A 19,940-nucleotide genomic window follows, 5' to 3' on the forward strand; every position below is an offset into this window, starting at 1 on the left:
GTCGCACCGTATATGGCGGTCGGGTTGTCGACCATCGTTCACGGTATCGGGGCGCGCGACCACATCGCGCGCAACCTCGACACGATCGAGGAGACCATTCACGCGGCGGTGTCGGTCGTCGGCATCAACCTGCCGGTGAAACTCATCGCTCTGGCCGAAGGGGCCCTCACCGGCTTCACCGACGAGATCTTCGATCTGCCGCACAGCCGGTGCGCCAGAGAGCTTTTCATCGATATACCGGGCCCTGAGACCGATCGCCTCGCTGCGCTGGCCCGGATGTACGAGACCTACCTCATCGTCCAGTGCAAGGCCCGCTGGCCCGAGGTCATCGCGGACCGGTTCTTCAATGTCATGGTGGTGATCTCGCCGCAGGGTGAGATCGTCCATCGGGCCGCCAAGAACCATGTGTGGTGCCGGGAGCATTCGTGCACCCCGCACGATGTCTACGATCGGTGGGTCGAGCTGTTCGGCGACGGCATCGAGGCCTTCTATCCGGTGCTGCGGACCCCGGACATCGGCAACATCGGCACCCTGTGCTGCAGCGACGGTGAGTACCCGGAAGCCGTTCGGGCACTGGCGTTCAACGGCGCGGAGGTGGTGTACCGACCCAGCGAAGCCGTGCCGATGACCGCGGCCGGTCCGGACCCTGGAGGCACCTGGCTGCTGCAGAACCGGGCGCACGCGCACTTCAACGGGGTGTACATGGTGTGCCCGAACACCGGGCCGGTCTACTCCAGCCCCGCCGCCGAGCATCCCGTGGATATCGCCGGTGGCAACGGGCACATCGTCGACTATCACGGTCAGGTGATCGGGCGGGCAGCGTCGGGCGCGAACGCGATCATCGCCGCTCCGGTGGATGTCGAGGCGCTGCGTCAGTATCGGATGATGAATCTGAACTCGAACTGGCTCAAGGACATTCGTACCGAGTTGTTCCAGCGCATGTACGATCGGCCGATCCATCCGGCCAATCTTTGGCTCGACCGTGAGCCCGGACGGCACGCCGAGGTGGACGACATCTACCGGGCCAATATCGCTCGTCTGGTACAGCAGCGCGCGTATACCGAACCCGCACAACGGTTTCCCGGTGCACGCCATATCGCGGTGCCGGGCGACGGTGACATGGACGCCGTCGTGGCCAGCTGGCGGACGTAGCCGTCACCGTTCACCTATCACCACCGCGGTCGAAAGGGCGCGACATGGTCTTCACCCCCGGCTGCCCCGCCTTGTCGTCGGCATATCGGGTTCGAGCGCACCGCAACTCGGTATCGTCCTGCTGCGCGCTCGCCGAATCCGCGATGGTGGAGACACACATTGTCATCTCGTACGGAGCACGGCGCTGCATCCAGTTGGAGATCGGCAGCCGGGTTGAGGACGCCTCGGCGTTGGCCGATGTCGTCCACCACCCTGCTGATCTGTCCGCCTCGATATCGTCGGGGTCGTTTCAGACCCTGGGGATGGCGGTGGTGCCGTGTTCAGCGCGCACGCTCGCGGCGATGGCCACCGGAAACAGCGACAACCTGCTGACCCGGGCGGCGGACGTCACGCTGACGGAACGCCGGCCCCTGGTGCCGGCCGTGCGTGAGACGCCGCTGAATCTGATCCACATCCGAAACCTGGAAACCGTCACCCTCGCCGGAGCGGCGGTGCTGCCGCCGGTGCCCGCCATCTACCACCGGCCCCGGACCATCGACCACTTGTTCAGGCAGACCGTTGGCAAGATCCCTCGGCCAATTCGGCATCGACCACCGCCTTTTCGCCCGTTGGCATACTCCCGATGAAGGCCGATGAAATACGCGCGCAACGATTTCCGTGACCGTCTGGACACGCTCACCGCGCTGATGCATCGCATCGGCGAGCCCGTCGACCGGTACCGGCAAACGTTGGTCGTGCCGGGATGTCCGACGCGTTGCCTTCAGAGGATTGTCAGCTGGGCAGTGCTGCAGCGAGCTCGATGGTCAGAGCTGTATCGGTCTCGTCGGCGAGTGCGGCCGCCCGAAGCTTCGAGAGTCGTTCGGCTGCATCTGGGTGCCCGGTCAATTCGTGGGCAGCGTGCATGAGCTTTCCGAAACTGTTGGTGCCGTGTTCGAAGGTGGCGCCGTAGCCCTTGAGCACACGTTGGCATTCGAGGATCTCGCGGGCGAGGTCGGCGTCGAGTGGGGCAGCGGTCGATGCTGCTTTCAGCCATTCGTTGATGGCTTGCTGTTCGCGCTGATAGCGCAACGATCGTGGGCGCAAGGGGCGAAGTCGGGCTGTGATCGACAGGGCGGTGTAGCCGGTGATCGAGCTGGTGTTGACGGTCATGCCTCGGCGGGTGAATTTTCGGACCAGACGCTGGAATGTGCTGGAGCGGCGCAGAACCGAGCCGATTCGAGTCGGCATGGTGTCGGTGATCTCGTCGATCTGTGGGTGGAGGTACTCGCGGACGTGAATCAACTGGTCCGGTTCGGCACGCGCCTCGGAGCGGATGCGATCCATGCGGTGTCGCCGGATTTTCTGCAGCGCAACCTGAATGGTGTCCTGATAGCACATCCACAGTGCGACCTGCCGGGCTGCTTCGGTGGTGAGCAGGGCGCTGCCCTCGGCATCGGGATCTACTGCCGCGAATTCCCCTACGCGACTCAGATATAGCCGGGAGTACGCGGTGTTCTGATACATCGCGGTGCGGACCAGGCCGTGCAGGATCATCGACCGCGCCGCAGGCGGGAGATCCCTGACGGTCTCCGCGAGCTTCCGTAGTTTGGGGCCGACGAGCGCTCCCGGGTCGTTGGCGGCTATTTCATTGCGGCGCTGAACTTCTCGTGTCTTGCGCTCGTCGGCGGTAACCGGCCGCGGAATGAGGGTCAATTCCACCGGCTGTGAAGTTCGCGGTGGGATCGGGGGTTCGGTGACTGTCGGTGCGGCGGCAGCGCTGAAGCCGTCGGCGAATGCACGTAGGGACTGTTCGATCCCTTTGCCGAAGCGGCGAATCGGCCCTTCGAATTGTTCTCGGGTGAACGGTAATACGCCGGATCCGGCCACGGCGCCGAACAGCGCCGCACTGATCACGCTGCGGTGATGCTCGGCTACTGCCATGAAATCGGATGCGATCAGTCGCTTCGATCCGCGCCGGGCCGCGTCCAGAAGCGCCGTGCTGTCGACGCGACCGTCGCCGAGAGCCATCTTCTCGTCGATCGAATACACCCTGTGCGTGGAGGTGAACAGGGTGGTTCGATCCGGTGTTGTGAACCCACGTTGGACGGCGCGGGCCGCTTCCATCAGCTCGGAGGCAATCACGATGTCGACTTCACCAGGGGTGGGGAACACGCTCAGCACAGGTTCGCCGCGTCCGGTTCCGGCGGTGTGGCCGGTTCGGGAGGGCTGGAACAGCTCCACGTAGTACACGGTGGATCCGGTGCGCTGGGCGACACCGGGCACAGACGTGGTCTGGGCGAAGTAGCCGGCCGCCTCGGCGACTTCCACGATCCAGTCGGAGAGTACGCCCCCGCCTTCGCCGCCCATGGCCAGGATCGCGAGGGTTATGGGGCGCTGTCCGGTGTACCAGCCTGTCATGGTGTTACCTCGAATCCGGCGGCGCGGCGCTCTATTCCGCACGCGAGCATGTTGATCCACCAGGTGCGCAGCCGGGCCAGCACGCGATCGCGCCGGGTGGGGTTGTAGACGACGTCCGTTCGGTAGAAGGACGGACACAACACGGCCGCATGCGCGTTGGCGCCGCACACTCCGCATCCGACGCAGCTGTCGAGCACGGTCGCGATGGGATCGGTGCGCATGGGGTCGGGGTTGTCGGTGATGGTCAGCGACGGGCAGCCGGAGATGCGGATGCAGGCGTGGTCACCGGTGCAGGTCTCCGGGTCGACGCCGAAACGCTCGCGGATCACCCGCTCGCCGGCTCGCAATGCCTGTGCCCGCTGCGGCTTCTCACGTCGTTGCCGGTTGAGCTGGCATTCGCTTTGCATGACAAGGACTTTCGGCCCTGTCTCATCGGTGGTGAGCGCATCGACGAAGGTGTCGCGCACGGTGGTGACGTCGTAGGTGTTGTCAATTGTCTTGGCCCAGTTGACACCGATGCCGCGGACGGCGCTCTCGATGGGATGTCTGGTGGAGCGGGTCGGCAGGTCGGCCTGCGAGGACAGCACGTCCTGACCTCCGGTGGCGGCCGCGTAATCGTTGTCGACGACTACCAGTAGCTGGTCGTTCTTGTTGAAGACCGCGTTGCCGACGCCGCTGCTCAGCCCGTTGTGCCAGAAGCCCCCGTCGCCCATCATCGCGATGGTTCGGTGGGCCGAGCCCGTCGAGTTCAGTGCCGCCGCAGCCGCCGAACCGAGGCCATAGCCCATGGTTGTCGCCCCTAGATCGAACGGCGCGTTGATCGAAAACAGGTGACAGCCGATGTCGGCACTGATGTGATGTTCGCCCGTTTCGCGTTCGGCGAGTTTCAATCCGCTGAAGATGGGTCGCTCTGGGCATCCGGTGCACAGCCCAGGCGGCCGGGGCCGCACAATGTGTGGCTCGACCCGGACTGCGAACGGGCTGGCCGGGTGGTCGGCCGAGCGCAGGAGCGCGGGTTCGGCAGTGATCGCCTCGGGCAGATAGCTGCTGAGAAAGGTATGCACTCCACGCGTGACGACCAGCGAGGTGTACTCGCCGGCCATGGTCAGCATGTCCTTGCCGTGCAGTTCGGTGGGTATGCCGGCGCGACGCAGGATGGCATTGATGTTCTGTTCGATGAAGTCCGGCTGGCCTTCTTCGACCAGCAGCACCGCGCGCTTGTCAGTGCAGAATTCGATGACTTCTTCGTCGATCACCGGGTAGGCAACGTTCATTACGTACAGCGGTACCCGAGTGTTGCCGAACGCATCCGAGCATCCGAGCAGTTCCATCGACCGGTTGAGGGTGTTGTACAGCCCTCCTTGAACGATGATTCCGACGTCGGCGAGGTCCTCGCCGAACACCTCGTTGAGCCCGCGGTCGCGGATGTACTTCACCGCGGCAGGCCATCGATTTTCGATCTTCTCCTTCTCATGTTGAAAGCTGGCCGGCGGCAACACGATTCGACTCACGTCGCGAGTGGGCCGCCGGGTCGCTTCGGTGACCGTCATGGGAGGCCGCTTGTTGTCTTCGGCCTCGAACGCTCCGTGCAGGTGACATGAGCGCAGCCGCAGCAGCAAGAACACCGGGGTGTTGCTCGCCTCCGACAGCTCGAAGCCGGATTTGACCGCGTCCACGATCGCGGTGATATTCGGCCGCGGATCCAACAGCCACATCTGCGATTTCATTGCGAACGCGTGCGAACGCTCCTGCATGATGCTGGAGCCCTCGCCGTAGTCCTCGCCGAGGATGACGAGTGCTCCGCCGGTGACGCCGCCGCTGGCCAGATTCGCCAGGGCGTCGGCAGCAACGTTGGTGCCCACGGTTGACTTCCATGTCACCGCGCCACGGAGCGGATAGTGCACGGAGGCGGCCAGCATCGCCGCCGCGGTAGCTTCCGAGGCGCTGTTTTCGAAATAGACGCCGAGCTCGTCGAGTACGTCTTTGGCATCGCCGAGTACGTCCATGAGATGGGAGATCGGTGCGCCCTGGTAGCCGCCGACATAGGCGACGCCGGACTGCAGCAGTGCCTTCGTGACCGCAAGGATCCCCTCCACGTGCAGGGTCGTGCCGGAGCCCTGCCGCAGTTTGCCGACCTCGTTCGTGAAAGACCGTTCTGCCATGGTTTCCCTCCCTTATCCGGCGTCGCGCTCGACGAGCGCGAGCACCCGCGCCGGGCTGCCGGACCCGCCGACGATCGGCAGCGGGGACACGATCAGCAGGGCGCCGGTGGCCGGCACCCGGGCGAGGTTGCGCAGACTGGTCAGGCCCCATTTGTTGGCGCCCAGCAGCCGGCTGTGGCACGGGAAGGGCGGTTCGAACCCAGCGGCCGCGCCGGCGTCGGTGCCGACGGTTTCCACGCCGAGTCCGGTCAGTGCGGACTCTTCGGCCAGCCACTCGGCGCAAGCGGCGGAAACGCCGGGTGTGTGCCCGTCATTGGTGAATGCGGCGGCATCCTCACCTCGGGATTCCCATCCGGTGCGATAGAGCAGCCAGCCGCCCGCGGGGAGTGGTCCGTGCTCTTTCTCCCAGCGGTGGATGTGCTCGATTTCCAACAGGAATTCCGGGTCGGCGGCGACCTCAGCGGTCATGTCGATCATTGCCACGGGCGCGACCAGGGTCTGCATCGGGGCTTGTGAGACATCGTGTCCGTCACGGCCGCTCAACCAGTGCACCGGTGCGTCGAGATGGGTGCCCGTGTGCTCGCCGGTGTGGATGTTGTTCCAGTACCAGGCGGGCCCGCGGTCGTCGTAGCGGCTGATCTCCTCGAGCCGGAACGGGACGGTGTTGGCCAGCGGCGGCGGCAGCTGCAGGATCGGGGTGGTCTCCTGCAACGGAGTGGTGAGATCGATGATGTCGACAGCGCCGGAGCGGGTCGCTTCGATGACGGCGTTGAGCAGAGACATCGTGGCTCCTGGGGTGAGTAACTGGTTTCGAAGTCTGATGCGGCTGGTCGCGCCGAGCTATCCGCTGTACGCGGCGGTTGTCCGGCTGGCGCAGGTGACCGGCGGCGCTGTTCACCGTGCGCGGAACAGTCTGTGCAGCTTGCGATTTCGTGTGAGCGTTCGCGCTACGAGGTGTCCCGATCCGCCGCTCAAGCCGGGGCCGGGATGCGTGGATGCACCGATCTGCCACAGCCCGGACACGGGTGTCGCATGTCGTCCGGCGGAGGGCAGCGGGCGCCACAGGTAACTTTGGTCCAGTTCGCACGAACCCCCGTAGGGATCGCCGGTGACGGCATTCGGGTTGTGTAGGGCCAAATCGGCCGGTGTGATGATGTCGACCGCGAGCACTTTCCGCGGAAGGTCGGGAGCGTGGGTGGCGATTCGCGCCAGTACCCGATCGGCGAAACTCCGTGCCAGCGTCGGAGTCCAGCCATGGGTGGTGTCCAGCACTCCGGCCGCATCGCCTACCGGTGCGAAGGGAACTTCCTGCAGTTGCAGCCAGAGGGCGGCCGTACCGTCCGGCACCCTGCAGGGGTCGAGCAGGTACTGCTGGCCGACGACGACGGTCGGTCGGCGGGGGAGCAGCCCGGCTTCGGCCTCGGCGCAGGCGATTCCGGTGCTGTCGGATCCATCGGAGAGGTGAATCAACGGAATGTCGCGCAATCGGGTGTCGGTCCAGTCCAGCGGTGCCGACAAAGCGACATGGACTTGCATTTCCGCGCGGCCGTAGCGGAAGGTCGCAGCCTCGGCGCGGATGGTGGATGACACTGCGTCAGGCGGTAACAGCTTGTCGTACAAGGCGGTCGGCGTCACCGAAGCGAGCACTGCGCGGCGGGCATATGTGGCGTGGCCGTTGGCGATGACCCCGATTGCTCGGCCGTGGTCCACCAGGATCTGCTCCACCAGCGTGGACGTTCGCACCTCGACGCCGAGAGAATGCAGCAGCGACTCGAACGCTGTCAGCAGCCCGGCGGATCCGCCGGCAACCACCGGCAGTCCGGCCCCGTGCAGGGTGGCCGCGAGCAACGGCATCATCAGTCCGCCTGAAGCGTGGTCCGGAGAGAGGCCGGCGTGCAGCAGCCATGGTGTATAGAGGTGATCGACTTCGGGGCCCCGAAACTCGCGGCGCGCGAATCCACGACCGCTGGTGAGCGCCATCCGGAGCCAGTCTTCGGTGCCGCGTCGCCCGCCGCGGATCAGACCGGCCAGCGGTCGGAGGGCGAATGGCGAGCGCAGTTCGGCGTCCATCAGCCCGCCGATCGGTGCCGCACTCGCGGCAAGCCGGGCCAGCATCGCGAGATATGCGGTTCGGTCGCCAGGGTCGGCGAACTCCATGACGGTGCGTTCCGGATCGCGGTGTGCGATGGTGACGCGGCCGTCATCGGCAGCGCTGGCGGTCACCCATTGTTCGGTGTTGCGGAATTCGAGTCCGTGTTCGTGCAGGTAGGGTCCGAGGCTCGTATAGGCGGCGCCGGAGACGAACAATGGATGCCAGGACGAGTAGGTGTCGTGCCGGTAGCCGGGAAGAGTGCGCTCTTCGGTGGCGATGAATCCGCCGATTTTCGGATTGCGCTCCAGCAACTGCACCGACCAGCCGGCCAGTGCCAACTCGGCCGCGGCCACCAGGCCGTTGACCCCTGCGCCGATGATGATCACGTCGGCTGCGGTTGTGATGTCGGTCATCGCACGCACGGTATGGTTACCGCACTTGCTCGGCTATACGCTGCGCGCGGCATCTGTCCGGATCGTGCGGTCCGATGGCCCGGGCCGATGATGCGACCCGGGCCCGAACATCACGCCTGCCGGTACCCGACCAGGATGGAATCGTCGACATCGGGCAGGTTGACGACGATATTGTCCGGAGTGCGGCAGGTCAGCCAGACCAGCTTCTCGGTGGTGCTCATGTTGACCTCGACGTGCGGCATGAACGGTGGCACGAATACGAAATCGCCTTCGCTCATGTCGACGTACTCCGCATAGTTCTCCCCGTAGTAGATGCGTGCCTTTCCGACGAGGACATAGCCGCCGGTCTCGGCTTCGCCGTGGTGATGGGGCAAGGACCGGTAGCCGGGTTCGTTGGTCACCTTGCCGTACCAGATCTTGGTCGCCGGGGTGTGTTGCGGGCTCACGCCCGAGACGCGCACCGCGCCACCGGACTGTGCCGTCTCGGTGTACTCCGCTCCGGCTCTGGTGACGATCGGAGCGACCTGGAAGGTGGTGTCACTGGGCATCATGATTCCTTTCCGTCCCGCTGAGCGGGCTCGATATCATTGGGGGACAGTGTGATTCGATTACGTAGCAGGCCGATGCCCTCGATTTCGGTCTCGACGACGTCACCGGCACGCAGGTAGCGCGGCGGGTCTGCCGCGATGCCGACACCCCCCGGGGTGCCGGTCAATACGACGTCACCGGGACGTAGCACGGTGAACGCGGAGATGTACGACAGCAGGGTCGCCGCGTCGAAGACCAGGTCGTCGGTGGCCCCGGTCTGCTCCTCGGTGCCGTTGACTCGACAGACGATGCGCAGGCCATCGGCGGGGTCGGCCTCGTCGGGCGTCACCAGATCAGGACCCAGTGGAGTGGTGGCGTCGAAGGCCTTGCCCTGCAACCACTGCGGAGTCCGCTGTTGCCAGCCGCGCACCGAGAAGTCGTTCGCGACGGTGTATCCGGCAATGGCGGCCCGCGCCGCGTCACGATCGGCCCGGCGCAGGGTGGCGCCCACGACGATCGCGAGTTCGGCCTCCCAGTCGAACAGCACCGCCTCGGCCGGGCCGGGCAGGGCGATGTCGGCGTCCCAGGCAGTGAGCGTGTCGGCGAATTTCGCGAAGAGCGTGGGGAATTCGGGTGTGGATCGACCCATCTCGGCGATGTGGGCGCGGTAATTGTGGCCGCAGCACACGATCTTGGTCGGCGTTGTCACCACCGGCGCGGCCCGCCCGGGTGGCGGCTGCTCGCCGGGCAGTGGTCGGACCGAGCGCCAGTTCTGGCCCGAGAGCAGTGCGCCGACGTCGGCGGCCGTCGTCGCGTACCACTGTCCGTCGGAGCGGACTTCGGCGCGAGTGCCGTGGTCGTCGCGGAGAACTGTTCGCAAACGCATCGCTGGAGACTCCAGGAATTCGGCCGGGTTGCCCGCGGCGGCTTCGAACGCGAGGAGCGGCAGCTCATATATAGCGTTCTATTGACGATGATGAATCTAACACCATATTGTGGTCCGGGCCACCCCCCTTCGAATCGGCTCGCCGTCCGGTGGGTCTCCGCGAGAAAGAGGCGATCATGCTCGTCGACCACATCAATCCGCCCGAGCTGGCGAAACCCTCCGGGTTCGCCCACGCCACGCGGTTTCGCGACATCGTTCACCTGGCGGGCCAGACGGCCCTGACACCCGAGGGGAGGATCGTCGACGGCGGGATCGTCGCCCAGTTCCGGCAGGCGCTGGCCAATGTGATCGCGGCGCTCGAGGCTGCGGGCGGAAAGCCGCAGGATCTGCTGTCGGTGACCATCTATCTGCTCGACATTCCCGGCTATCAGGCCAACGCCAAGGAAATCGGCCCCCTCTGGCGCGAGTTGGTCGGCGAGTCGTACCCGGCGATGGCCGGAATCGGTGTCACCGCGCTCTGGCAACCCGAAGCGCTCGTGGAGATTCAGGCCGTGGCCGCGCTGGGCTCCGAACAAGCCTGATATCGCCGGCTCGGTGCCGCCTTGGAATATGGCGCGACATCGACGGCGGTCAACTAGAAACAATGAGATTGTATTGGCCTCACCAGTTCGAAAGGGCCGAGCTTGATGCTCACACCCTCCGCGCACAAAGACACCTTCTGCCGGGACAATCTCCCGCCCGAAGCCGACTGGCCCGATCTGGTCTTCGATCTGGCAGGGCTGCGCTACGCTGATCGACTCAACTGCGCGAGCGCCCTGCTCGATGCGACGGTAGCTGTCCATGGCCGGGCCAGGCCCTGCCTGCACTCCGAGTCCGAAACGTGGACCTACGGCGATCTTCTCGACCGTGCGAACCAGATCGCGCATGTGCTGGCCGACGACTACGGCCTGGTTCCCGGAAATCGTGTGCTGTTGCGCGCACCCAACACCGCGTGGCTGGTTGCCTGCTGGTTCGGTGTCGTCAAGGCGGGTGGGGTGGTGGTGACCACCATGCCCCTGCTGCGTGCTCCCGAGCTGATCAAACTGATCGAGCTGACCCGCCCGGCGCTGGCGCTGTGCGATCACCGGCTGCTCGACGAACTGTCCAAGGCCGACACGGCCTTGCGTATCGCCTCGGTCGGCGGGCCGGGTGACGACGACCTGATCCGCAGGGCAGCAGCCAAACCGGTCGCCCACACCGACGTGCGGACCAGTGCCGACGACGTGGTGCTGCTCGCGCCGACTTCGGGCACGACTGGAATGCCCAAGGTCACCATGCACTTCCACCGCGACGTGCTGGCCATCGCCGACACCTTCTCCGCCCATGTGCTGCGACCGCGCGGCGTTGACGTCTTCATCGGGACACCGCCTGTGGCATTCACTTTCGGCCTCGGTGGGCTGGTGATGTTCCCGCTATCTGTCGGAGCGTCGGTCGTGCTGTTGGAGAAGCCCGATCCGGATGCGCTCGTCGCCGCGATCGAGAAGTTCTCGGCGACAGTGCTTTTCACTGCGCCGACCGCGTATAAGTCTTTGATCAAGCGCGACGATCCGGAACGCCTGAAATCCCTGCGCCGGTGCGTTTCGGCCGGTGAACATCTGCCGGAAGCCGTTTTCGAGCGGTTTCACGAACGGACCGGGCTGAAGATCATCAATGGTCTCGGCGGCACCGAGCTGCTCCATGTCTTTATCTCGGCGGCTGACGACGACATCCGCTCCGGCTCCACCGGCAGGGTGGTGCCCGGATTTCGCGCCCAGATCCAGGACGACGACGGCAACCCGGTACCGGATGGCACTCCCGGCCGGCTGGCGGTGCAGGGACCGACCGGGTGCCGGTATCTGGCCGATCCCCGTCAGCGTCAGTATGTGCGTGATGGCTGGAATCTGACCGGCGACACCTACACTCGCGACGCCGACGGCTACTTCTGGTACCACGCCCGCAGCGACGACATGATCGTCTCGGCCGGGTACAACATCGGTGCACCGGAGGTCGAGGCGATCCTCGACCAGCACCCGGATGTGGTCGAGAGCGCGGTGATCGGGGTTCCCGACGAGGACCGCGGCATGATCGTGCACGCGGCGGTGGTGCTCCGGCAGGGTGTCCCGGGCGACGCGGCGAAGGCTCGCGAGCTCCAGGACTTCGCCAAGAGCACTGCGGCACCGTACAAGTACCCGCGCAGTATCGAATTCGTCGACAGTGTGCCCCGCAATCCCAGCGGCAAGCTACAGCGGTCCAAGGTGCGCGAGAACTGGGGTACGCGATGACCGACATCGTGATCGAGCGTGTCGTGGACTGGCAGGACACCGATGCGGCCGGGCATTACCACCACAGTACGGTCGTGCGCTGGGTGGAGGCGGCCGAAGCCGCACTGCTCGACCGAATCGGGCTGCGCTGGCTGTTCGGCCGGATTCCACGAGTGCGATACGAAGTCGACTACCTGGAGCGCCTCTGGTTCGGCGATACCGCGTCCATCAGCCTGTCGGTGGGCAATGTCGGCCGATCCTCGCTCCGGTACGACTTCATCATCACCAGGATCCCCGCGGTGAAGCAGCCGTCACTGCCGGAGCCGTCGACGATCGCGGCACGCGGCGTCCTGACAGCCGCCCATGCGCCCGACGCCGACAGGGGTTCGGTGCCATGGCCCGACAACATCGCCGCGGCCCTACGCGGCGCAACGCTGCCCGAATTCGGCTCGGCCGAGTCCAAATGGCAGCCAACTGAATTCGAACCGACTTCGACCCGAAGAGTGTGAGGCTTTCATGCGTATCGCCGTGATCGGCGGAGGGCCCGCGGGGCTGTACTTCTCCGCCTTGATGAAACAACTCGACCCCACCCACGACATCACCGTCTGGGAGCGCAATGCTCCCGAGGACACCTTCGGTTTCGGTGTGGTGTTCTCCGACGAGACCCTCGGTGGCATCGAGCATGCCGACGAGGAGATCTATCGTGCGATGAGCGAGCAATTCGCCCGCTGGAGCGACATCGATATCCACTACCGGGGTGAGGTCCGCACCTCCGGCGGCCAGGGGTTCGCGGCGATGAGCCGCAAGGAGTTGCTGCGCATCTTGCAGCGGCGATGCGCCGATCTGGGTGTCACCATCCATTTCCGCACGCTCGCGCCGGATGTGGAGGAGTTGTCCGCCACCCATGATCTGGTGCTTGCGGCCGATGGTCTCAACTCCGTGGTGCGGACCCGTTTCGCGGATGTGTTCGGCCCGGATCTGGATCGGCGGCACAACAAGTACATGTGGCTGGGCACCGACCGGGTGTTCGAGGCATTCGAGTTCTTCATCAAGCGCACGCCGTTCGGGGTCATGCAGGTACACGGCTATCCGTTCAGTGCCGAGCAGAGCACATTCATCGTGGAGATGCACGAATCCGTGTGGCGGAAAGCCGGCTTCGACGCGTTCGCCGACCGCGCGTTTCTGCCCGGCGAGAACGACGAGAAGTCCATCGCGCTACTGGCGGAGATCTTGGCCGACGAGTTGGACGGCCACGGTCTGCAGTCCAACAACTCGCGGTGGATCGACTTCACAACGGTCCGCAACCAGACCTGGCGGCACGGCAATGTCGTACTGATGGGCGATGCTGCGCATACCGCGCACTTCTCCATCGGCTCGGGCACGAAACTGGCCATGGAAGATGCCCTCGCGCTCGCCGCCTGCCTGCACGAAAACGGCTCCGTCGCAACCGGTCTGGAAGCCTACGAGCAGGAGCGACGCCCTGTTGTGGAGTCGATTCAACGGGCAGCCCAGGCCAGCCTGGAGTGGTTCGAAGCGATCGGCAACTACACCGATCAACCGCCGGATCAGTTCGCTTTCAATCTCCTCACGCGCAGTCGCCGCATCACCTACGACAACCTGCGGCTGCGGGATGACGGATTCGTGAACCGGATCGACGGGTGGTACCTCTCGATCCAGGACGACACGCCGCAGAACGCGGCAGTGATCGGCGACGAAACTCGTCCGCCCATGTTCTACCCTTTGCGGCTCAAGGGAATCGAGCTGCCCAACCGGATCCTTGTCTCGCCGATGGACATGTACTCGGCCGTCGACGGTGTGCCCACCGATTTCCACCTGGTGCATCTGGGCAGCAAGGCGCTCGGCGGTGCGGGGCTGGTAATGACCGAGATGGTGTGTGTGTCGCCGGAAGGGCGCATCACGCCCGGATGCGCGGGGCTGTACACCACAGAACAAGAGCGGGCGTGGGCCCGGGTCGTGGAGTTCGTGCACGCCAATTCCCGCTCGAAGATTGGTGTGCAACTGGGGCATTCCGGCCGCAAGGGCGCCACCAAGGTCATGTGGGAGGGCATCGACGACCCGCTGGACACCGGCGGCTGGGACACCGTCGCCCCGTCGGCCATCCCGTACGGACCCGACAGCCGCACCCCGCGCGAGATCACGTGCGAGGAGATGGACGAGATCACCGAACAGTTCGCTCGGTCGGGCCGGGCCGCCGCCCGCGCGGGGTTCGATCTGCTCGAACTGCACTGTGCGCATGGATATCTGCTGTCGTCTTTCCTCTCGGCGCTGGCCAATCAGCGCACCGATGAGTTCGGCGGCTCACTCGAGAACCGCTTACGCTTCCCGCTGCGCGTCTTCGATGCGATCCGAGCGGTGTGGCCTGCGGATCGGCCACTGTCGGTGCGCATTTCGGCCACAGACTGGGCCGAGGGGGGTAATACCGTAGACGACGCGGTCGAGATCGCTCGTGCATTCGCCGAACACGGAGTCGATGTGCTGCATGTGTCCTCCGGCCAGGTGGTCAAGCATGAGAAGCCTGTGTTCGGGCGTAGTTATCAGACGCCGTTCGCGGACCGGATCCGGCAGGAGGTCGGTGTGCCCCACGGCATCTCGGTGGTGGCGGTCGGTGCCATCTCCTCCTACGACGATGTCAATTCGGTCCTGCTCGCCGGGCGTGCCGACCTGGTGGCGATCGGCCGTGCTCATCTGTGGGATCCGCAGTGGACACTGCACGCCGCGGTGGACCAGCAGTATGTCGGCGAAGCGGCGGAATGGCCCGCGCCCTTCCGCGCCGGTAACCGCAAACCGCCCAGCGGCCGCACCGACGGCCCGCCCCCGCGTCTTCAATTGATCCGCGCTGCCGAAGGGGCAACGACCCTCCGGCAGCGCTGGCAGCCGCCTGCGGTCGGTGTGAGTCGCTGAGTACGCTCACACAGGAGCTGTTGACATCCCCGCCCGGGCCACGGGCGGGGCATTTGCCTTGTGGTGTGGGCTATTTCCGGACGGTGCGGTCACGTTCCAGCCGAAGCGTCTGCGACGGCGATTCGCCATAGCGATCGCGGTACAGGATCGAGAAGCGGCCCGGGTGCAGGAATCCCCACCGGATCGCGATGTCGGTCACCGTGGCGGTTGTCGAATCGGCCTGCAACAGGTCGGTCCGCACGCGCCGCAGTCGTACATCGCGCAGGTATGCCATCGGTGTCGTGTCGTAGTAGCGGCGGAAGCCGTCCTGGAGCGTGCGTGTGCTCACGCCGATCGCCTCGGCGATGTCGTCGATGGTGAGGGGTTCATGGGCGTGGGCTTCGATCAGGTCCGCGGCCTGCGCGATGGGCCGGGCCACCGTCGGCTGTGGTCGCCGGTCGAGCTCGTCGTGGTAGTTGTTCGGCTGGCCGAGCAGCAGCTGGCTGACGAGGAGCCCTTCGAATTCGCGGACAGCTATGGATTCCGGGATCTCGGCCGAACCGACGGCATCGGTCAACAGCTTGAACAGCCCGCTCCAGGTGCGGCCGGCCGGGGTCGTGAGATCCATCCGCGGGGCGAATGCGAGGGGCGTGGTCGGTTCCCTTCCGAGCTTCTTGCGCAGCACGTCGTGAACCGATGCGCGGTCCAAGCGCAGCAGCAGTTGCCGATTCGCCCCTTCCCACGACATCGATACACGCGGTCCGGGATCGAGTACCGAGGCCACTTCCGTTGTGGAGGTGAAACTTTCGGCTCCAACGGTGATCGTGGCACGACCGACGAGCGGGACCTGGACGAGGTAGAAGTCGTCGAGGTCGCGCGGGTCGATGCGGACATCGGTGCCGTACTCCAGGTAGTACACCCCGACGCTGCGCCAGCGCAAGCCGTTGAAGTGTGCGTCGAGTCCGGTACCGCGGCTCAGTGGTGACAGCCGGTGATCGCAAAAGGCCTGGCCGACGGTGTCGCGTACGACGTCAGGATCGCTGGAGGCCGCGAGGCGGTATCGGCTGAGCGGGCGCTCATCATCGTTCATGCTTCCTCCAGGCGGCACACGCGCACATATCGTCTTCTTGACCATCGTCATGATTGCGCGTTATCAGTTTGTTCCATCCCGGCGTCATGCGTGTCAAGAACCGTCGGATCGACGCTGTGCGGACAAGCTCCGCGTTTGGGGGATAGCCGACGATCCAACCGCTCCTTACCGTGACTCGGGTCACATTAGCGTGTGTAGTTCGGAGGGCTGCATGTCAACGCCAATCTCACTGTCCACCAAGACGGCAATCGTCACAGGTGGCGCCACCCTGTTCGGGACCGGTGTCGTCGCCGAGCTCGTCGCCGCAGGCGCGCAAGTGGTGGTAGCCGATATCGACGAGGTGGGCGGCGCGGCGGTTGCCGAGAAGTTCGACCGGGCCGCGTTCGTCCGGACCGACATCACCAGCGATGAGTCCGTCCGACATTGCGTCAGCGCGACGGTCGAAACGTTCGGATCGCTCGATGTCCTGGTCAACCTGGCGTGTTCGTACGGAGACGATGGCGCCGACACCGACCGGGCAACCTGGTTGCGGACCCTGGACGTCAACCTGGTCAGCGCGGTGCTGTTCGCTGCCGCCGCCCGTCCCCATCTGGCGCGCAGTCGCGGAGCCATCGTCAACCTGAGCTCGATTTCGGCGAAGGTCGCGCAGGCCGGTCGGTGGGTATACCCAGCGAGCAAGGCCGCCATCGCCCAGGTCACCCGCAGCATGGCGCTGGATTACGCCGCTGACGGTATCCGAGTGAATTCGGTGAGCCCAGGCTGGACCTGGTCGAAAATCATGGATGAGCTTTCCGCCGGCGATCGCGCGCACACCGATTCCGTCGCGGCTCCCTTCCACCTGCTCGCCCGCACCGGCGACCCATCCGAGGTGGGGCGTGTGATCGCCTTTCTCGCCTCCGAAGCGGCGTCGTTCGTCACCGGCGCCGACTGGGCCGTCGACGGCGGCTACTCCGCTCTCGGCCCGGAGCAGACCGTGAGTGCCATCCCGCAACTCGTCACCGAGACCGCGCCGGCGCACTGACCAGATCCGAAAATCGAAGGAACACAATGCGTACCATCACCATCATCGGTGCCGGTCAGTCCGGCCTGCAGCTCGGCGTGGGTCTGCTCGATGCCGGATACGACGTCCGGATCGTGTCGAACCGCACCCCCGAAGCGATCCTCACCGGCCAGGTGAGCTCCAGCCAGTGCATGTTCGGCAGCTCGCTGGCCCGAGAACATGCACTTCATCTGGATTTCTGGGCCGAGGAATGTCCGAATGTGGACGGCATCGCGTTCACTGTTCCCGACGACAAAGGGGATAAGGCGATCTCCTGGGCATCCCGGCTGGACCTTCCGGCGCAATCTGTCGACCAGCGAGTGAAGATGCCACGCTGGATGGGCGAATTCGAAGACCGGGGTGGCCGACTCGACATCCATGATGCCACCCTCGACGACCTCGAGAGGTATGCGCGCGAGTCCGATCTGGTACTGGTGGCGGCGGGCAAGGGCGACATTGCCAAGATGTTCGAACGTGACTCGGCCCGTTCGACATTCGACCGACCGCAACGAGCCTTGTCACTCACATACGTGACCGGCATGGCACCCCGCGAGCCGTATTCGGCAGTGTCGTTCAACATGATTCCCGGGATCGGTGAGTACTTCGTATTCCCGGCGCTGACCACGACCGGCCCGTGCGAGATCATGGTCATCGAGGGTGTGCCCGGCGGTCCGATGGACTGCTTCGGCGGTGTCACCGACCCGCACCAGCACCTCGAGACCGCGAAGAAGATCGTCGAAACCTACCTGCCGTGGGAGGCCGAACGTTGCCGCGACCTCGAGCTCACCGACGACCTGGGCGTGCTCGCCGGCCGTTTCCCGCCCACCGTGCGCCGCCCGATCGGGGTGCTTGCTTCGGGTACTCCTGTGCTCGGAATGGCTGACGTCGTCGTGCTCAACGACCCCATTACCGGGCAGGGATCCAACAACGCCTCCAAATGCGCCACCTCCTATCTGGCGAGCATCCTCGAGCACGACGACCGACCATTCGACCGGCAGTTCATGCACGACACGTTCGAAAGGTATTGGGACTACGCGAAGTACGTGGTGAACTGGACCAACGGGCTACTGGTTCCTCCACCCGAACACGTACTGGCGATGTTGGGCGCGGCCGGAACGAGTCCGCGGATCGCTCGTCGCTTCGCCAACGGTTTCGACGATCCGCGGGACTTCTTCCACTGGTTCATGGACCCCGACAGCGCGCGGTCGTACCTCGACGACCTCGCTCCGGCGGCATGAACGCTCAGGAACCCCACCGTATCGCCATCATCGGGGCAGGACAGGCCGGAGCCCTGCTGGCGTTGGGGCTGCGGCGCCACGGCTGCACGGTGACCTTGATCGGCGACCGCCACCCCGACGAGGTCCGGACCGGTTCGGTGCTGTCGAGTCAATGCCTGTTCGGGTCGGCCCTACGGGTCCTGAGCCGTATCGTCGACGTCGAGGAAGTTGCCGATGCCCCTGCTATCGACCGTCTTACACTGAGCATCGACGGTGTGGGGGAAGTGGTTTCGGCGTTCGAGACTCCTGCGTACTCGATCGACCAGCGCGTGGCCTGCGCCGCCCTGATCGAGGCGTTCATCGCCGAGGGCGGGAGCTTCCACGTCGAGGACGTCAGTGTGGAACGTCTGGATTCCCTTGCGGCACACCATAGTCTGACCATCGTGGCCACCGGTACCGGAGATCTGGGCCGGATGTTCGCCCGCGATCGGGTGCGGTCGCCGTACGACCGTCCGAAGCGGGCGCTGGCCGTGGCGTATGTGCGCGGTCTGCTGCCCGCCGACTCCGGCGCCGACCTCACCATCTCGGTGGTGCCGGGGGCAGGGGAAGTGATCACGCTGCCTGCGCTCACCACCTCCGGCCCATGCTCGATCCTGGTCGTCGAAGCGATCCCGGGCGGACCGATGGATCGCTTCGACAACGTGAAGACACCGGAGGAGCATCTGCAACGGTGTATGGAGGTCCTCGACGACACGTTTCCGAAGATCGCGGCCCGAGCCCGCGACATCGAGCTGACCGATGACGGCGGCGTGCTGCGTGGCCGGTTGACGCCCACGGTGCGCCGGCCGGTGGCCTTCACCGCGTCCGGACATCCGCTGCTGGGCCTGGCCGACGCGGTCGTGCTCAATGATCCGCTGACCGCGCAGGGCGCGAACAACGCTGTCCACGCGGCAGGTATCTACCTCGATGCGATATTGCGGCACGGCGTGAAGGTGTTCGACACCGAGTGGATGCATGAGGTATTCGAATCCTTCTGGCGCAACTGGGGGCGGTGGTCCGTGGCGTGGACCAACCGCATGCTCACCGAGATCCCCGAGCATGTACTGGATTTCGTGCGGATCACCGCGGACGAGCCAGCGGTGGCCGGGTTGTTCGCAGCTGGATTCGACGACCCGAGCGCCGTGCACGACTGGTGGTTCGACCGGTCCGATGCCGAGCGCATGCTCGATGCGGTCCGGTCCGAATCGAATGCGGTCGACCCGCGGGCCTTGCGAAATGCCCTCGGACTGTACGCGACCGGTGTCACGGTCGTGACCTCACGCGCGCCCGATGGCCGCAAGGTCGGGGTGACCGCCAACTCGTTCACCTCGGTCTCGCTGGATCCACCGCTGGTCGCCTGGTGCCCAGCCAAGAAGGCACCGAGTCTGCCCGACCTCGTCGCGGCGTCGCATTTCGCCGTGAACGTACTCGCCGTCGACCAGCACGAGCTCTCGCGGCAGTTCGCCACGCCCGCGCCGGACAAGTTCGTCGGGGTGGCCCACCACGACGGAATCGCGGGAATTCCATTGCTGGACAACAGCATCGCCCGCTTCCAGTGCCGGACCGTGCAGCGGGTGGAAGCCGGTGATCATGTCATTTTCATCGGCGAGGTCGAGCAGTTCGACACCTGTCATGGTCAGCCGCTGGTCTTCCACTCCGGGGGTTACCGAATCGCCGCCGATCATCCCGACTTCCCTTGAACGACAAGGGCACTCGATCACCGGTCGTCCGCGCGAAGGAACAAT

General features: G+C 65.4%; 16 protein-coding genes and 1 pseudogene. 10 read left to right on the top strand and 7 right to left on the bottom strand.

Going from position 1 to position 19,940, the window contains the following annotated elements:
• Nucleotides 1–12: 12 nt before the first annotated feature.
• The 3 genes and pseudogenes from ACQP1O_RS16420 to ACQP1O_RS16430 all read left to right on the top strand — a co-directional run.
• Nucleotides 13–870, top strand: a pseudogene (locus ACQP1O_RS16420) (nitrilase-related carbon-nitrogen hydrolase); the annotation flags it as partial.
• 69 nt (nt 871–939) lie between these two features.
• Entirely contained in the window at nt 940–1,152 is a 213-nt protein-coding gene (locus tag ACQP1O_RS16425) for a hypothetical protein (protein ID WP_433567700.1), read from the top strand.
• A gap of 44 nt (nt 1,153–1,196) precedes the next feature.
• Nucleotides 1,197–1,778 carry a UbiX family flavin prenyltransferase gene (locus tag ACQP1O_RS16430; RefSeq protein ID WP_433566642.1) on the top strand — a complete coding sequence of 194 codons (582 nt, stop codon included), beginning with the start codon at nt 1,197–1,199 and terminating at the stop codon, nt 1,776–1,778.
• Nucleotides 1,779–1,923: 145 nt separating this feature from the next.
• Here ACQP1O_RS16430 and ACQP1O_RS16435 read toward each other — a convergent pair whose 3' ends face one another.
• From ACQP1O_RS16435 to ACQP1O_RS16460, 6 genes are all read right to left on the bottom strand, one after another.
• Nucleotides 1,924–3,549, bottom strand: coding sequence for an indolepyruvate oxidoreductase subunit beta family protein (locus ACQP1O_RS16435; protein WP_433566643.1), 1,626 nt, complete (start codon nt 3,547–3,549; stop codon nt 1,924–1,926).
• The gene (locus ACQP1O_RS16440) at nt 3,546–5,645 is read right to left on the bottom strand and encodes a thiamine pyrophosphate-dependent enzyme (RefSeq protein ID WP_433566644.1); all 2,100 of its coding nucleotides are present in this window, start codon (nt 5,643–5,645) and stop codon (nt 3,546–3,548) included. The genes ACQP1O_RS16435 and ACQP1O_RS16440 overlap by 4 nt, the downstream gene beginning before the upstream one ends.
• Before the next feature lie 78 nt (nt 5,646–5,723).
• A complete protein-coding gene (locus ACQP1O_RS16445; protein ID WP_433566645.1) occupies nt 5,724–6,494 on the bottom strand; it encodes a cyclase family protein in 771 nt (256 codons plus the stop codon).
• A 111-nt stretch (nt 6,495–6,605) separates the two neighbouring features.
• Complete coding sequence (locus ACQP1O_RS16450; protein WP_433566646.1) at nt 6,606–8,216, bottom strand: phytoene desaturase family protein; 1,611 nt, start codon at nt 8,214–8,216, stop codon at nt 6,606–6,608.
• A 110-nt stretch (nt 8,217–8,326) separates the two neighbouring features.
• A complete protein-coding gene (locus ACQP1O_RS16455) occupies nt 8,327–8,767 on the bottom strand; it encodes a cupin domain-containing protein (RefSeq protein ID WP_433566647.1) in 441 nt (146 codons plus the stop codon).
• Nucleotides 8,764–9,630, bottom strand: coding sequence for a fumarylacetoacetate hydrolase family protein (locus ACQP1O_RS16460; RefSeq protein ID WP_433566648.1), 867 nt, complete (start codon nt 9,628–9,630; stop codon nt 8,764–8,766). Before ACQP1O_RS16460 ends, ACQP1O_RS16455 begins: the two co-directional genes overlap by 4 nt.
• Before the next feature lie 176 nt (nt 9,631–9,806).
• On the opposite strand from ACQP1O_RS16460, the gene ACQP1O_RS16465 reads away from it, so the two are divergent.
• The 4 genes from ACQP1O_RS16465 (at nt 9,807) to ACQP1O_RS16480 (ending at nt 14,831) form a co-directional block, all read left to right on the top strand.
• Complete coding sequence (locus tag ACQP1O_RS16465; protein WP_433566649.1) at nt 9,807–10,211, top strand: RidA family protein; 405 nt, start codon at nt 9,807–9,809, stop codon at nt 10,209–10,211.
• Between the two features lie 105 nt (nt 10,212–10,316).
• The gene (locus ACQP1O_RS16470) at nt 10,317–11,930 is read left to right on the top strand and encodes an AMP-binding protein (protein ID WP_433566650.1); all 1,614 of its coding nucleotides are present in this window, start codon (nt 10,317–10,319) and stop codon (nt 11,928–11,930) included.
• Nucleotides 11,927–12,418 carry an acyl-CoA thioesterase gene (locus ACQP1O_RS16475; protein WP_433566651.1) on the top strand — a complete coding sequence of 164 codons (492 nt, stop codon included), beginning with the start codon at nt 11,927–11,929 and terminating at the stop codon, nt 12,416–12,418. Before ACQP1O_RS16470 ends, ACQP1O_RS16475 begins: the two co-directional genes overlap by 4 nt.
• A gap of 7 nt (nt 12,419–12,425) precedes the next feature.
• A complete protein-coding gene (locus ACQP1O_RS16480) occupies nt 12,426–14,831 on the top strand; it encodes a bifunctional salicylyl-CoA 5-hydroxylase/oxidoreductase (RefSeq protein ID WP_433566652.1) in 2,406 nt (801 codons plus the stop codon).
• A gap of 70 nt (nt 14,832–14,901) precedes the next feature.
• Here the strand turns inward: ACQP1O_RS16480 and ACQP1O_RS16485 are convergent, their stop codons facing one another.
• Complete coding sequence (locus ACQP1O_RS16485) at nt 14,902–15,900, bottom strand: AraC family transcriptional regulator (RefSeq protein ID WP_433566653.1); 999 nt, start codon at nt 15,898–15,900, stop codon at nt 14,902–14,904.
• Between the two features lie 37 nt (nt 15,901–15,937).
• Here ACQP1O_RS16485 and ACQP1O_RS16490 point away from each other — a divergent pair, with 37 nt between their 5' ends.
• From ACQP1O_RS16490 to ACQP1O_RS16500, 3 genes are read left to right on the top strand one after another with little or no spacing between them, the layout of a single operon-like run.
• A complete protein-coding gene (locus ACQP1O_RS16490) occupies nt 15,938–16,921 on the top strand; it encodes an SDR family oxidoreductase (RefSeq protein ID WP_433566654.1) in 984 nt (327 codons plus the stop codon).
• A 26-nt stretch (nt 16,922–16,947) separates the two neighbouring features.
• Complete coding sequence (locus ACQP1O_RS16495) at nt 16,948–18,177, top strand: styrene monooxygenase/indole monooxygenase family protein (protein ID WP_433566655.1); 1,230 nt, start codon at nt 16,948–16,950, stop codon at nt 18,175–18,177.
• Nucleotides 18,174–19,895, top strand: a complete 1,722-nt coding sequence (locus ACQP1O_RS16500) for a flavin reductase (RefSeq protein ID WP_433566656.1) — start codon at nt 18,174–18,176, stop codon at nt 19,893–19,895. The genes ACQP1O_RS16495 and ACQP1O_RS16500 overlap by 4 nt, the downstream gene beginning before the upstream one ends.
• Nucleotides 19,896–19,940: the final 45 nt, after the last annotated feature.

Origin of the sequence: Nocardia sp. CA-151230 (genome assembly GCF_050942175.1) — a bacterium.
Lineage (GTDB): Bacteria > Actinomycetota > Actinomycetes > Mycobacteriales > Mycobacteriaceae > Nocardia.

Bases quoted from the DNA above. Each gene is read 5' to 3' on its own strand.
- ACQP1O_RS16475 (WP_433566651.1), top strand. From the start codon at position 11,927: ATGACCGACATCGTGATCGAGCGTGTCGTGGACTGGCAGGACACCGAT.
- ACQP1O_RS16430 (WP_433566642.1), top strand. From the start codon at position 1,197: ATGGTCTTCACCCCCGGCTGCCCCGCCTTGTCGTCGGCATATCGGGTT.
- ACQP1O_RS16470 (WP_433566650.1), top strand. From the start codon at position 10,317: ATGCTCACACCCTCCGCGCACAAAGACACCTTCTGCCGGGACAATCTC.
- ACQP1O_RS16455 (WP_433566647.1), bottom strand. From the start codon at position 8,767: ATGATGCCCAGTGACACCACCTTCCAGGTCGCTCCGATCGTCACCAGA.
- ACQP1O_RS16450 (WP_433566646.1), bottom strand. From the start codon at position 8,216: ATGACCGACATCACAACCGCAGCCGACGTGATCATCATCGGCGCAGGG.
- ACQP1O_RS16460 (WP_433566648.1), bottom strand. From the start codon at position 9,630: ATGCGTTTGCGAACAGTTCTCCGCGACGACCACGGCACTCGCGCCGAA.
- ACQP1O_RS16485 (WP_433566653.1), bottom strand. From the start codon at position 15,900: ATGAACGATGATGAGCGCCCGCTCAGCCGATACCGCCTCGCGGCCTCC.
- ACQP1O_RS16495 (WP_433566655.1), top strand. From the start codon at position 16,948: ATGCGTACCATCACCATCATCGGTGCCGGTCAGTCCGGCCTGCAGCTC.
- ACQP1O_RS16465 (WP_433566649.1), top strand. From the start codon at position 9,807: ATGCTCGTCGACCACATCAATCCGCCCGAGCTGGCGAAACCCTCCGGG.
- ACQP1O_RS16445 (WP_433566645.1), bottom strand. From the start codon at position 6,494: ATGTCTCTGCTCAACGCCGTCATCGAAGCGACCCGCTCCGGCGCTGTC.
- ACQP1O_RS16425 (WP_433567700.1), top strand. From the start codon at position 940: ATGTACGATCGGCCGATCCATCCGGCCAATCTTTGGCTCGACCGTGAG.
- ACQP1O_RS16435 (WP_433566643.1), bottom strand. From the start codon at position 3,549: ATGACAGGCTGGTACACCGGACAGCGCCCCATAACCCTCGCGATCCTG.
- ACQP1O_RS16500 (WP_433566656.1), top strand. From the start codon at position 18,174: ATGAACGCTCAGGAACCCCACCGTATCGCCATCATCGGGGCAGGACAG.
- ACQP1O_RS16480 (WP_433566652.1), top strand. From the start codon at position 12,426: ATGCGTATCGCCGTGATCGGCGGAGGGCCCGCGGGGCTGTACTTCTCC.